At 61.2% G+C, this 14,064-nt stretch carries 11 protein-coding genes; 9 read left to right on the top strand and 2 right to left on the bottom strand.

The genetic code is table 11. From position 1 onward, the window contains the following. From H096_RS08555 to H096_RS08520, 8 genes are all read left to right on the top strand, one after another. Complete coding sequence (locus H096_RS08555) at positions 1–408, top strand: biopolymer transporter ExbD (protein WP_033897671.1); 408 nt, start codon at positions 1–3, stop codon at positions 406–408. Between the two features lie 2 nt (positions 409–410). After that, positions 411–1,145: an energy transducer TonB gene (locus H096_RS08550; RefSeq protein WP_033897669.1), complete on the top strand. Its 735-nt coding sequence runs from the start codon at positions 411–413 to the stop codon at positions 1,143–1,145. A gap of 24 nt (positions 1,146–1,169) precedes the next feature. Next, positions 1,170–3,452, top strand: a complete 2,283-nt coding sequence (locus H096_RS08545; RefSeq protein ID WP_033897668.1) for a TonB-dependent receptor — start codon at positions 1,170–1,172, stop codon at positions 3,450–3,452. A 17-nt stretch (positions 3,453–3,469) separates the two neighbouring features. After that, complete coding sequence (locus H096_RS08540; protein WP_033897705.1) at positions 3,470–4,117, top strand: MotA/TolQ/ExbB proton channel family protein; 648 nt, start codon at positions 3,470–3,472, stop codon at positions 4,115–4,117. Positions 4,118–4,169: 52 nt separating this feature from the next. Continuing rightward, the gene (locus tag H096_RS08535) at positions 4,170–5,387 is read left to right on the top strand and encodes a phospholipase D-like domain-containing protein (protein WP_033897667.1); all 1,218 of its coding nucleotides are present in this window, start codon (positions 4,170–4,172) and stop codon (positions 5,385–5,387) included. A 95-nt stretch (positions 5,388–5,482) separates the two neighbouring features. Beyond that, on the top strand, positions 5,483–7,222 hold the full coding sequence (locus H096_RS08530) for a dipeptidase (protein ID WP_033897666.1): 1,740 nt from the start codon (positions 5,483–5,485) through the stop codon (positions 7,220–7,222). Between the two features lie 118 nt (positions 7,223–7,340). Next, complete coding sequence (locus H096_RS08525; RefSeq protein ID WP_033897665.1) at positions 7,341–9,509, top strand: hypothetical protein; 2,169 nt, start codon at positions 7,341–7,343, stop codon at positions 9,507–9,509. Next, positions 9,472–10,500 carry an NAD(P)/FAD-dependent oxidoreductase gene (locus H096_RS08520; RefSeq protein WP_346963007.1) on the top strand — a complete coding sequence of 343 codons (1,029 nt, stop codon included), beginning with the start codon at positions 9,472–9,474 and terminating at the stop codon, positions 10,498–10,500. Before H096_RS08525 ends, H096_RS08520 begins: the two co-directional genes overlap by 38 nt. Before the next feature lie 42 nt (positions 10,501–10,542). Here the strand turns inward: H096_RS08520 and H096_RS08515 are convergent, their stop codons facing one another. Continuing rightward, a complete protein-coding gene (locus H096_RS08515; protein WP_033897664.1) occupies positions 10,543–12,204 on the bottom strand; it encodes a M24 family metallopeptidase in 1,662 nt (553 codons plus the stop codon). A 77-nt stretch (positions 12,205–12,281) separates the two neighbouring features. Between H096_RS08515 and H096_RS08510 the strand changes: the two genes are divergently transcribed. Further along, on the top strand, positions 12,282–13,787 hold the full coding sequence (locus H096_RS08510; RefSeq protein WP_033897663.1) for a PLP-dependent aminotransferase family protein: 1,506 nt from the start codon (positions 12,282–12,284) through the stop codon (positions 13,785–13,787). Positions 13,788–13,798: 11 nt separating this feature from the next. Here the strand turns inward: H096_RS08510 and H096_RS08505 are convergent, their stop codons facing one another. Then, positions 13,799–14,050 (bottom strand): hypothetical protein, encoded by a 252-nt coding sequence (locus H096_RS08505; RefSeq protein WP_016979527.1) that lies wholly within the window; start codon positions 14,048–14,050, stop codon positions 13,799–13,801. Between the last annotated feature and the right edge of the window lie 14 nt (positions 14,051–14,064).

Below are 14,064 nucleotides of genomic sequence, written 5' to 3'. Positions count from 1 at the left end.
ATGAGAACCTGGGACGAACCGAAAAAACGCAAGGCGCACATCGAACTGATCCCGATGATCGACGTGATGATGTTCCTCCTGGTGTTTTTCGTACTCGTGAGCCTGAACGTGATTCCGGCCCTCGGCATGAAGACGCAACTGCCCAGCGCCAGCAGTTCACAGCAGCTCAAACCACAGAACAAATTCATCCTGACACTGGGCCTGGAAGGCCAACTGCAACTGGATGGCAAGAACCTCACGGTCGACGCGTTGGTGCCGGCGCTGAAAGCGGCGCAAAAGCCTGACACCAAGTCGACCATCATCGTCAACAGCGACAAAGGCGTAGAAGTTTCGCGCCTGGTGGAGGTGATGGACACCCTGCGTCTGGGTGGCTTTACCTCCGTGTCCATTGCCACGCGTAAGTCCTGATCATGTACGTATTGTTTCGTGCGCGTCAGCTGCTGGGCAGTGTCCCGGCCCTGATCGCCCTGGTGCTGATTGCACTGGGTATCCAGTCCCAGACCTTGAAGGTCGAGCCAGTGTACGACGAGTCGGCGGTCGAGTTGGCGTTGGTCGAGCCGGAGCCAGAAGTGATCCCCGAGCCGGTGGTGGAACAAGAGCCGCCACCGCCGGTGATCGAGGATGAAGAGGCCGAACCCGCCCCGCCACCGCCGCCGCCAAAACCGCTGCCAAAACCCAAGCCTGAGCCCAAGCCAAAACCTGTGCCCAAGCCCGTGGTCGCCAAGCCAACGCCCACCCCGACACCCCCACCGGTCGCCGCCAAACCGGCACCGGCACCGGCGCCCGTGGCCCAGGCCGCGCCGACACCCGCGCCGCCCGCGCCCCCCAAGGTCGACGGCCAAGCGCTGGAAGGCGGTTACCTCAAGGGTTTGCGCAACGAGCTGGATACCTACAAGCAGTACCCCACCGGACGCCAGGCCTCCCTCGAACGCCCCACCGGCGAAGTGGTGGTCTGGTTGCTGGTCGATCGCCAGGGTCGGGTTCTCGACTCCGGTTTGCAGACCCAGGCCTCGAGCATGTTGCTCAACCGGGCCGCCACCAACAGCTTGCGTCGTATCAAGCAAGTCAAGCCGTTCCCCGAGCAAGCCTTCGGGGGCCGCAATGAGCAGCGCTTCACCGCCACCTTCAACTACAGCGTGCAATAAGCACCCGACACCAGGACGACAGAGATGAGGTTCACACGGATTCATCTGGCACTCGTTGCCGCAAGCATGGGCCATGGAATGGTCATGGCCGACACCAGCAACAGCGACGTCGGGACGATTGGGGTTCAGGGCAAGGCCACGGCAGGTGGCGGCTACATGGTGCAGGAAGAAAGCATCAAGGGCCGCTCCACCGTGACCAAGGAAGCGCTGGATAAACAGACCGCCACCGGCAACGCCGTGGACAAGCTCAAGTACACACCAGGCTTGAACATTTCCAGCGAAGACAACACCGGCCTGTCCGGCTTTCGCTTCACCATGCGCGGGCTCAACTCCGACCAGGTGGGCATGTCGGTGGACGGCATGCCGATCAACGACTCCGGCAACTACGCGCTGTACTCCAACCTACTGGGCGACCCGGAAAACATCGAGCAGATCTTCGTCACCCAGGGCTCGTCGGAGGCCGACGGCCCGCACATCGGCTCCAGCGGCGGCAACATCGGCATCGTGACCATTCGCCCGACCAAGGAAACCGGGGCGTTCGTCAAACAGGTGATGGGCAGCAACGCCACGCGCAAAACCTTTGCTCGCCTCAACACCGGCGAGATCAATGGCCTGAGCAACTGGTTGTCGGCCTCCCACACCGAAGGCCAGATGTGGCGCGGTTCGGGCGCCGTGCGCGCGGACAAGGTCGAATGGAACAGCTTCTTCGACGCCGGCGATGGCAACACCGCCAACCTGATCCTCAAGTACCACGAGCAGGACAACAACAGCTACAGCCAGCTGACCAAGGCCCAGTACCAGCAGAACGGCCGCAAGTACGACCCCTATCCGGCCACGCCGACCGTGGGCAGCAATGGCAAGTACAACAGCTACTACGCCCTGGCGCAGAACCCGTTCCAAACGTTCACCGCCGTGCTCAACACCCAGTTCAAACTGGCGGACAACCTCGCGCTGTCGGTGATCCCGTATTACTACTGGGGTAACGGCAGCGGCGTGGGCTCGTCCAGCTATGCGCTGAACCGCGGCTCCAACCAAGGTGGCGTATTCGACCTGGGCAACCTGCCGACCGGCGCCCAATACAACGCCGACGGCACCCCGAACAACGGCGTGTACTACCGCCCTTCGCGCACCCAGACCTGGCGTCCGGGCATCACCACCAAACTGAACTGGGACCTGGGCGATCACAGCCTGCAAGTCGGCTACTGGTACGAGCGCGCCCGTCAAAGCCAGACCCAGCCGTTTATTCCGCTCAAGGCCAGTGGCAAGCCCGTCGACACCTGGCCGGACTCCAACGACGCGGTGGTCGATGCCAACGGCAACACCGTCCAGGGTCGCGACCGCTTCACCATCACCCCGGCGCAGAAAGTCTGGGCTCAGGACACCTGGTACATCAACTCGGACTGGACCCTGATCGCCGGCCTGGCCTACATGAACGTCAAGCGTGACGGCACCAACCACGGCAGCCTCACCGAGCAGCCGGAAAAACGTAACCAGACCTACAACAAGCTGCTGCCCAACGCCGGCCTGAAATACCAGCTGGATGAACGCGACCAGTTGTTCTACAGCCTGTCGCGCAACATGCGCATCCCGCAGAACTACGTGCTGTACGACAAGGGCGTGGGTTCCATCGACTCCAAGCCGGAAACCAGCTGGAACCACGAACTGGGCTGGCGCTACACCGATGAAGACATGACCGTGGCCGCCACCTTGTTCTACATGCAGTTCAAGGATCGCCAAGTGTCGTCGCGGGATATCAACGGCGACTTCGCCGACATCAACGCCGGCTCCGTCAACAACAGCGGCCTGGAGCTGGAGTGGAGCGGCCTGCTGCCCAATCACTTCAACTACTACACCTCCTACACCTACACCAAGGCCGAGCAGCAGGACGACCTGACCGTGTACAACGCCGGCAAAGCTATCCTGTTGCCGACCAGCGGCAAGCAGTTCGCCAACGTGCCGAAAAACATGCTGGCCGCCAACATCGGCTACGACGACGGCCGCTTCTACGGCACCTTCGGCGGCAAGTACACCAGCAAGCTCTACGGCGACCTGACCAATGACGAAGCCATCTCCGGCCGCACCGTGTTCAACGCCGGCGCGGGTATCTACCTGCCGGTGGACAAGAAGGTGGTCAAGGACGCGACCCTGCGCCTGAACGTCGACAACCTGTTCGACAAGAAATACCTGGACGGCGTGTACACCACCAAGACCAACGCGGCCAGCTACAGCGGTTTCCGCGACGGCGACCCGGCCTACATCGTAGGCCTGGAACGTACCGTGACGGTCTCCCTGGAAGCCAACTTCTAATTGCGAGGTAAATGAACATGGACATGAACCTGCTCCACGACATCACCTTTTATGTGATGTATGCCGCGATGGCTATCGCGATCTTTATCACCATCGAGCGCGGGATTTACTTCGCCTACGTACGCCGCCAAGCCCGCGCGCTGACCGAGGTGCTCGGCGCCAATATACACAGCGAACGCGACCTGCCGGAAAGCCTGACCCGCCGTGACAGCCTGCCGCTGAGCATGGTGTTGCCAGTGCTGGCACAGAAAGCCTCACAAGGTTCGCGCAAGGACCTGGATGACGTGATCGAAACCCAGTACCTGACCACCCGCGCCCCCCTGGCCCGCAGCCTGTGGATTATCGAAACCATCACCACCGCCGCGCCGCTGTTGGGTTTGCTGGGCACCATCCTCGGCATCATCGACACCTTCAAGGCGCTGGCCACGGCGGGTGTGTCCGACCCAGGGCAGATTTCCGGTGGCATCGGCACGGCCTTGTTCGCCACCGGCCTGGGGATCGCCATCGCGCTGTTCTGCGTGGTGTTCCACAACTTCTTCCAGGACAGCCTGGAGCGCATCAACGACCAGTTGAAAATCCTGCTGATCCGCGCGGCCACCGGCGCCCGCGTACAGAGTGAAGTGCCACACCTGGTGCCAACGCCGCTGCACAGCCGCACGGCGTAAACGTAACAGCGGGCGCGCAATGCGCCCGCTTTCTTTTGTGATGGGAATTCCTATGTCCATTTCCTTGAAATTGCGCATCGCAGGCCTGGCAGGCTTGCTCATGAGTCCGCTGGCCCAGGCGGACTTTTCGATTCCGGGGTTTGAATTGGTGCACACCGTGCCGGTGGACACCGCCCTCGGCACCGACGACTTGCGCCAGCCCGGCCCGGTGTGGAGCGAGCTGTTTGATGGCGCAAAAAACAGCATCGACATTGGCCAGTTCTACGCCGCCGATCACCCAGGCTCGGTGATGGACCGCGTGATCGAACGCCTGGAAGCCGCCGGTAAACGCGGTGTGAAGATTCGTTTTCTGCTGGAAGAAAAAGGCATCCGGTTGTCGGAAGCGTCCACTCTGGAACGCCTGCGGAAAATCCCCAACCTGACCTTTCGCGTGCTGCCCTACGCGCGGGTGAGCGGTGGGATCATCCACGCCAAATACCTGGTGGTGGATGGCAAGCAGGCATTTGTCGGCAGCCAGAATTTTGATTGGCGCTCGCTGGAACATATCCACGAAACCGGGCTGCGTATCACCGACCCGACCGTGGTGAGCCAAGTGCAGGCGATCTTCGAGCAAGACTGGAAAGCCCAGCAGGCCGTTGCCAACGACCAACCCGTGCCGCTGCCTGCCTCCAGCAAAGAGCCGCCCCGCACTGGCAACTACCTGGTCGCCAGCCCGCAACGCTACAACCCGCCAGGCGTGGGCGATTCACAGCTGGAACTGCCGCGTTTACTCAGCGAAGCGAAACACGAAGTGCGCGTGCAACTGCTCGACTATGCGCCACTGTCCTACGGACCGGACAAAACCCGTCCGTACTACGCAGTGATCGACAATGCCGTGCGTGCGGCAGCGGCGCGTGGGGTGTCGATCAAGCTGATGGTGTCCAACTGGAACACCGACACGCTGGAGTTGCCCTACCTCAAAAGCCTCGCCGTGCTGCCCAACGTGCACATCAAGATCGTCACCCTGCCCGAGGCCAAGCAAGGCTTTATCCCGTATGCACGGGTAATCCACAGCAAGACCATGGAAATCGACGGCCAGGTTGCTTGGATCGGCACCAGCAACTGGCTGGGCGGGTACCTGGATAACTCGCGCAACCTGGAAGTGGTGATGCGCAGTGAAGCGATGGCCAAGCGGGTCGGGGAGTTGCATGAGCAATTGTGGGATGGGCCTTATGCTAGAGCCTTGAACGTGACCGAGGAGTACCCTGAGCCCCACCCTGGCCAGCATTGACCAGAGGCACCTGAGTAGTGGTAGTGTGTGGAAATGTTTCTGACAGTTCGATCAGAAACTTCCCACTTATTACCTGCAAAGGAATGCCTTTCTCCATGCACTTTCCACTCAAGCAATTGGCGGCTGCCACCCTGTTCGCGGCGAGCCTTTCGGCCATCACCAGCCCCGCTTTCGCCAACATCACCCCGGACCAAAGCACGGCAATTCTGAAGCATTTCAACGAAACGTCCGTCACCGACTTCCGTGGTTTCCTCGGCGCCCTGGCCAAGGGCGACCTGGGCAAGACCAGTGATGTGGGCCCGGCGATCAGTGCGTTTCTTGATAACAAAACCTTGAGCGCGGACCAGCAGAACGAGATCAATAGCCTGCTCGGTATCTACACGCGAGTGAAGTACGGCAAGGCCGCCACCGAAACCCTGCGTGAGCTGGTAGAAATCCCGACGTTCAATGTGGACGGTTTGCCGCAGTACAAGAACCCGGAGTTCATCAAGATTGCCGGCAAGATTGAGGCACTGGCCAAGGCCTTTAACCTGACCTTCCGCAATATCGACAACCGTGTGTACGAAATTTCCCTGGAAGGCAGCGGTGACGAAGTGGTCGGTATCCACGCCCACGCCGACGTGGTGCCCGTGACGCCGGAAAACTGGGTGTTGAAAGACGGCACCAAGCTCGACCCGTTCAAAGTCACGCTGATCGGCGACCGCATGTACGGGCGTGGCACCGAGGATGACAAAAACGGCATCGTCGTGGCGATGTATGCCATGAAGGTGATCAAGGAAGAGAAGCTGCCGCTGGCACGCAATTTCAAACTGCTGGTGGACACCACCGAAGAAACCTCCGGCGACGCGATTCCCTACTACTTCGAAAAGAACCCGACACCGCAGTACAACCTGGCGCTGGATGGCGGTTACCCGGTGGTGATTGCCGAGAAAGGCTACGGCACGGTGATGGCCACCTTCCCGCGTCGCAAGGGTGAAGGCAAAGGCGCGGAAATCATCTCGATGACCGGCGGCATGGCGACCAACCAGATTCCCTCGGCGTCAGTGGCGACTTTTGTCAGCGACAAACCTGCCGAGTTGGCGGCCAGCCTGCAAAAGGCCGGTACTGAATACGCCAAGAACAACGGTGGCGATTTTGAAGTGGCCGCCAAGGTCGACGGCAAAAACGTCAAGCTGACCGTCACCGGCGTATCCGCGCACTCGTCCGAGCCGGAATCCGGGGTCAACCCGGTGGCGCGCATGCTGGAGTTGATCCACAGCGTCGATGGCAAGATCGCCCTCAAGCACAACCACATCACCGATGCTGCACGTTATGCGTCTGACAACTGGGGCCTGGATTACCTGGGCGGCAAGTTGGGCGTGGGCTTCTCTGATGAGTTCATGGGGCCGCTGACCACTTCTCTGACCTTTGTCGGCCTGGATGACAAGGCCTTCAAGCTGGCCGTGAACCTGCGCGTGCCAAAGGGCAAGTCACCGGAAAAACTCAAAGCCGAGATCGCCGACAAGCTGAGCGCCTGGGACAAGAAAACCAAGGCCAAGGTAGGATTTACCTACTCTGTGGCCGAGCCGATGTACCGCAACCCTGAAGGTGAGTGGGTCAAGGCCCTGCTGGCCGTGGCCAGCGAAAACCTGGGCATGGAACATAAATTCGGCACCTCCGCGGGCGCGACCTCCGTGCATGAACTGCCCAACGGCGTGCAATTCGGCCTGGCGCGTCCGGAAGTGAAGTACACCGGGCACACCGACAACGAGTTCAAGGCCGTCGACCAGTTCCTGCTGGACCTGCAGATCGTCACCGAAATGATGGGCCGCATCGGCCAACTGCCCAAGCTCTGACCCTCGCCGGACCCGCCAACCTGGCGGGTCCTTTCTGACGCGTACCTATCCGTTCGGTCAGTTACCACGCTGAATATCCTTGCGTACCCTACCCTCTGACTCTGTCGGAGGAATGCGTATGTCGTTACTCAACGCTGTCGAACGTGCATGTGCCCGTCTGGCGCCCTTCGGGTGGCGCGACCTGTTGCTGCAACACGGCCTGGACATCACGTCAGCCACGTTACGTGAAGAACTCGCCAAACCTTTGCAGATCAATCGCACGCTGTCGGGTTTCGAGGATTTCTCCGTCAGCGCAATGCACGGCATAGCGCCTGGGCGACCGGCTGACAGCCTGCTGTTTCATGCACTCGCGTCGCCCAATGTAAGCACCGGAGCCAGGGGCGAAACACTGACCGTTTTCCCGACTGCTGCGGAAATCGAACAGGTGCTCAATTACGTTTACGGCGCCGTTCCACCGACCCTGGAGGCGTTCGGTGATCAGATACTGGCAATCGCCGTGTTCGCCTACGAATACAGGCCACAACCTGAAACCGTGCACCGTCGCCACGCTGACTTGTGCTTTTCACGCGCAGGCGTCGCCAGGGTTGGAACAGCGGCTGCGCTTTACGATCCGCAACGACGGGGGTTCTTGCCCTTCGTTGAGGGCCAGCCCAATCAAATGCGCGTTATCCCGGCGCGCTATGGCGCTTTTATTACCGCAAAACACGTTGGCCAGCCCGAGCGATTCGGTCCGATGAACGCCCAGCCCATCGACCAGGACTTGGAGTTCTGGGTGCCGTTGCACAAGCTGTTTGATGGCGATGAATGCCTCGCGGAACTGGACTTGAGGGTGCTGCTGGAAAACCACCAGATCAATGAAAAGATCGGACAGATCCACAGGCGCTTTCGCGGCACCGGCTGGCAAGAGCCTGACATTCTGAATGCGCCTTTCGTGATTACCCAAGGTCTGAGCCATTGGGCGGATACCGAAGCGTTCGCGCCGGGGTTGCTGATGCCTGATGCCAAGCAGACCCTCGTCGAACCGGCTTATTACAAAGGGCAACCGCTGTCGTTCATGATGCCGCCGGACTCGGGTGGCCTGATCCACGGGCGTCACCGTGTACGCGATGACGGTTCGATCGAAGACCTCAATGATCTGGAAAATGTCGACGCGATGGTCAAGGCTGGCGGCTATCGTGCCCTGCACTATCAGGACGCCATGGCGGATGGCTGGGTGCGCGCGTATTGCCCGCAGTTGATGCTGGACAGCATCGCCGCTTATTCCATCATCGGTGCGCCGGATTTTTTCCCGCTGTGCGGACAACTGGAACTCAAGGAGTGGTCCAGTGACCCCGAAGTATTCCCCTGTCCGACGCCGCCCTGCCCGGAGGTGTGGCATACACGGGTCAATCCGCTTTCCGACGTGCGCTTCTATATCAATCAGTCCCTTGAGGGTCATTACTTCGATCAGGAGGACCGGGGCGTCACAGCAATCGTCTCCCATCCACATTCCTTCACAACACCCCGCACAAGCCCACAGGTGGCGCGTGCCCAGCGACAATCCTGGCTGCCGGATTTCGCCAGCGGCGTATTCGGTCCAGGCTGGGAAATTGGTCGAGGCCTGGTGGATGTGCCCTTCGCCAATGTGTTGTGCGGATATCAATTGGCCAGCCCGTTTACCGAGGATGCACGTATCTGTGCTGCGCTGGGTTCCTACTGGCCTGGCGTAGCGCCGGACTCGACCCGCACATTCGAACCGCGCAGTGTGTCTGCCACGACCATCCCGCTGACGGACAACGAAATCGGATCGCCGGGCAGTCCGGGCTGGGATGGCCGTCGCGGGCCTACGTCGGTTGAGGTCGACGGTCGCACCGTGATCCAGTACGACGCCTATGAGTACAGCGATTACACGCAAGCCGCGCTGGCCGGTCAGTTGTCGCTGGCAATCACCGGACACACCAGCACCGAGCAGTACCATCAACGTGTGTTGGGGATGCGGCGCGCGTACCAGGCCGTCGGCGCCGGATCAGACAAAGAGCAGCGAAAACAATGGCCTTTGCTGTCGTTTTTTCTGGTGCAGCTGCCGGATGAAGGCTTCGAGGCGGCGCAACAAGAAGCCGACTTTCGGCTGGAGGGCGATGTGCAGTTCTACAGATTGTTCAAGCACGGTACGATCAGCACGCCCGCGGACAATTTCAAGCTTCGTCATGTGGAAATAGAACAACAGGTGGAACTGTACATGAGCCCGGACGCGGTGCTTATCCGCCTGAATGGAGCGCCATGGCAGCGTCACGATGAATCGCTTTGACGTCGTTGTCGTAGGCGCTGGCCCGGCAGGGTGTGCGACAGCAATCACCTGTGCGCAAAAAGGGCTGCGGGTGGCACTGCTTGAGAAGGCTGCGTTCCCCAGGGACAAGCCAGGGGAAACACTCCATCCTGGTGTCGAACCACTACTACGGCAACTGGGCATTGTCGCCCTGGATTGCCGGCGGCACCCAGGCCATTGGGTGCACTGGGAGGGACCGCCGCGCTTCAATGCTTTCGGCGCGGGACATGGAGGAGCGTGGCAGGGTTTCCAGATGCCACGCGCGCTGCTCGACCAACAACTGCTAGAGCAGGCGCGCATCCTGAGCGTGCACATCACACACCCCACGCGTGTCAGCCACGTCATGCACCAACGCGGTCGCGTTCAGGGCGTCCAGTCAGGCTCAAGGCAATGGGTCGCCCGCTATGTCGTTGACGCCACAGGCCATCACGGCTGGCTGCAACGCCAACTGCAGATACCCTGGCGGCATTTTTCACCGCGCTTGATCGCACGATATGGCTACTGCAAGGAGAGCCGTCTTCCCGACGAAAAACTCGGGCTGTTTGCCCACCCCCACGGCTGGCACTGGATTGCACGGCTGAGCGAGCACTGCTTGCACTGGACCCACTTGGCGTTTACTGAGGCGGGTGCGTGCCGCCAGGCGCCCGAAGGGCTTGAGCAGTACCCGGTGATCGCCAGGGCGCGTGGCGCGGATGTGTCATGGCGACACTGCCGCACGACAGCAGGCCCCGGTTATTTTCTGGTGGGCGATGCAGCCGCTACACTGGACCCCTGCGCCTCCCATGGTGTGATCAAGGCTTTGATCTCGGGCATGCAGGCCGCCTCGGCAATTATCGACTGCCTGTCCTGGCCCTCCGGCGAAAAAACCGTGCAAGCGGCCTACCAGGTCTGGGTACAGCAAGGCTTCGAACGCAATGTGCAGGCCTTGCGCGGTTTCTATCGACGCCACCCTTATCCACCGGATTGGCTGTAAGTTGCGGGATTTGCAGTCTGCCGCAATCATCCGCTCATGCCTTCAGGCATCAAGCATCAGGATATCCTCGAAGAATCCACCGATTGGTTCGATCGGATGGCACAGCTGGATTTCCAGGACCCAAGCCATTTCACTCGGTGGGATTTCCAGGTCCGCCAGCACCTTATTCTCGAACAACGCGTGGGGGAAATCCGCAAGGCGGTGCCCTGCGAGGTTACGCGCCAGCCTCCAGCCTTTTGCCACGGCGCTCTGCTCGGCGAAGTCATAGAGTTCGCGGCCAGTGAGGCCCTGTAGCCAGGCGTCGCGGGTTTCGTCGAACACCTCATGCAGTGCGGTCCTGCACGCCAGGTGCAGCGGCGCGTCACCGAACACAAAAGTGTCACCATAGTCGCCCTCGTAACCGTCCCACACGGGGCCCAGATCGACCACGACAATGTCGCAGGCGCGCAGCCTGCGCTGGCGGTCAATGCCTTCGCGGGGCGGGCGGACCGTGTCGTCGCCAAAACGGATGTAGGTCGGGTGCCAGGTGTGGGAAGCGCCCATGGCTTGCAGTTGGTCGGCGGCCATGTCGAGGGCTTCGCCGGTGGTCATGCCCACTTGTAGTCGGCTGGCAATTGCCGCCAGGGCACGGATGGACTGATCGCGCGCGGCCAACATGCCGTCCAGAGAATAACGTGGGCCGACTTTCTCCCAGACCGGGTGCAACGCCTTGGGCGCCGTGCCGGCACTCGACCGGCCACTGGGCACAAAGGCTTCCGCGACGAATCGATGACCGGGCAAGCCGGCGTCCAGACACGCCGTGCGCACCTGACTGATCATGGCGCCATTACCGCAGGCATACACCTGGGCGGCTTCCCAGTCATGCCCATGGCTCAAGGCAACTTCCTGCACTCGCCCCTGGGAAACCAACACAGGGTGCCAGTGAAAGCGTGGGTGATCGATGACCGACTGGTCCAGGAACATGCGGTCATAGAAATCTGCCGGTTGCCCGCCGCCCCAGTACAAGGTCACGTCAACATCACGCGTCAGGGCGGTCAGCAGGATGGGCTTGATACCCGCGTAGCCGGTGCCCGTGGCGAACAGGACGACGGGCGCATTGTCATTGTCCTGCCAGGTACAGGCACCAAACGGTCCTTCCAGTTGCAACAGATCGCCAGCCTCCAGATCGGCCAGCAACGTTTCGGAAAACAGCCCGCCACTCACCTGGCGAATCTGAAAAACCAGCCGCCCATCGTCGTCGGCCGGCAGGTTGGCGATCGAGAAACACCGCGAGTCACCGTCGACCAGGCGGAACTTGAGGTACTGGCCCGCCCGCACTGCCAGCGGCCTGTCCGGCATCAGCACCAGCTCAATGATGTCGGGGCTCAGTGCGCGTTTGCTCACGACCTGCGCCTCGACCACCAGCGCGGGTGTGTCCAACGACCAGCCGGGGATTTCCAGGCGCATGTCGCCGCAGGCGTGGCTCTGGCACAACAGCATTTCATTGGCGGCCAACGGATAGCACGGCGCGGGTGCGTCCGGCGCCAGCTGTTTGGCCCGGTACGCCCCTTCCGCGACCACCACCTTGCAGGAGCCACAGGCACCGCGTCGGCAGGAAAACGGCACGGACAAGCCATGGGCGAGCATCGCGTCGAGCAACAACTCGTCACCAGCCTCAAAGGTTTTCCCCGAGGGGGAGAGTTCGATGACATGACGTGTATTCATAACAACCTCGGGGTGAGTGAGCCGTGATTGTTGCGCTAGACTAGGCCCATTAAAACCTCCAGTTTTGGATACTTCAGATGGTCCAGATGCGAAAATGGCGACCGCTGCTCAAGCTCAACGACAGTGCAAGCCAGGCGTCCTATCGCAAGATTGCCGAAGGCCTGGTGACCGTGATCGTTGAAGGGCGATTGCTGCCAGGCACACTGTTGCCGGGCACGCGGGAGATGGCGCAGTTGCTCGACGTCAACCGCAAGACGGTGATCCTGGCCTACGAAGAGGCCATGACCAAAGGCTGGCTGGTCAGCGAGCCGCGACGCGGGACCTTCGTCAATGCGCAGTTGACGGCCAAGCAACTGCCGAGCCGCGCGCAGTCGCCCTTCGCGCCGCCCATCCTGGCGCAGACAGCCGCGCCCTATTTCGCCCAGAATGCGCAGGTGACGGCGCTGAACCATCGGCATGACGCGCTGTTTTTCGACAACGGCACCAGCGACCACCGCCTGCTGCCCCAAGCCGTGCTGCACCGCTACTACCGCAATGCCCTGCGCAGCAGCTTTGCGTCCAACACCCTGCGCTACGGCAGCGAGGGCACCGGCTATCATCTGCGCTGCGCGCTGGCCGAGATGCTGCGTAACAACCGTGGGTTGACGGTCGGCGCCGAAAACATCTGCCTGACCCAAGGCACCCAGATGTCGCTGTACCTGACCGCCAGCCTGTTGCTCAAACCCGGCGACGTGGTGCTGGTGGAGCGCCTGAGCTACCCGCCAGCGTGGGAAATTTTCCGCAGGTTGGGGGCGCAACTGGTCACGATGGACATCGACGAAGAAGGCTGTCGCACGGACCAGATTGATCGCCTGTGCCGCGAACACAAGGTGCGGATGATCTATCTCACGCCACACCACCAGTTCCCCACCACCGTGAGCCTGCACGCGGCGCGGCGGCAGCAGTTGCTGGCATTGGCGGCGCTGCATGATTTCTGCATCATCGAAGAAGATTACGACCACGAATTTCACTTCAGCGGGCGCCCCTACCTGCCCCTGGCCAGTGATCGTGCGCAGCGGCATGTGATTTATGTTGGCTCATTATCCAAGGCTCTCGGCTCGACGTTCCGCTGCAGTTATGTGGTGGCTCCTGCGCAGGTGGTCGAAGCCCTGCATAGCAACGCCGCACTGATGCTGGGCGATGCCGACGCGGTCGCGCAGAAGATGCTTGCCAACCTGATCAACGACGGCGAACTCAGGAAGCACCTGCGCCGCGTGTCGAAGGAATACCGCGCCCGCCGTGAAACCTTGCAAGGCTGCCTGCATACGGCGTTCGGTGAGCGGATCCAGGTGCGCGAGCCCGAAGGCGGCCTGGCGCTGTGGGTGCGTTTCGACGATGCAATCGACGTCGACCAGACGGTGAACGCAGCCCTTGATCACGGGCTGGTCGTACGCAGTGGCCGGCAGTTCTCGCCGATGGACCAGGCAGAAAATGCGCTGCGCCTGGGCTTCGCCTCGCTGAATCAGGAAGAGATCCGCGAGGCTACGTTGCGCTTGGCCAAAGCGGCGAACCGGCGCGCACATAAAAATGCCGATCATCACTGATCGGCATTCGGTTAGAGCGGCAGCAGGAAGCGTGATCGCTCCTCGGTCCGGGCAAGCTCCGGGAACTCCAGCAGCAGCGCCCGGTTGCCCCGGCCAATATGCTCCATCACCGCCCGCGTAATGTACTCACGCACCATGCCCGTCGAGACGTAATACATGGCCCAGGCTTGTTCGGGCGTACAGTGGCCGATCTGTTCCTCGATGTCCTTGTACGCCTTGTCATCGTCCGACTTCACGTCGCGCTGATATTCGGCTTGGCCCATGATTGTTCTCCTTC

The sequence above is a fragment of the Pseudomonas sp. FH1 genome, assembly GCF_000510895.2.
Taxonomy (GTDB): domain Bacteria; phylum Pseudomonadota; class Gammaproteobacteria; order Pseudomonadales; family Pseudomonadaceae; genus Aquipseudomonas; species Aquipseudomonas azotoformans_A.
The sequence above is the reverse complement of the archived record's forward strand: the minus strand, read 5'-3'. Positions and strand labels throughout refer to the sequence as shown.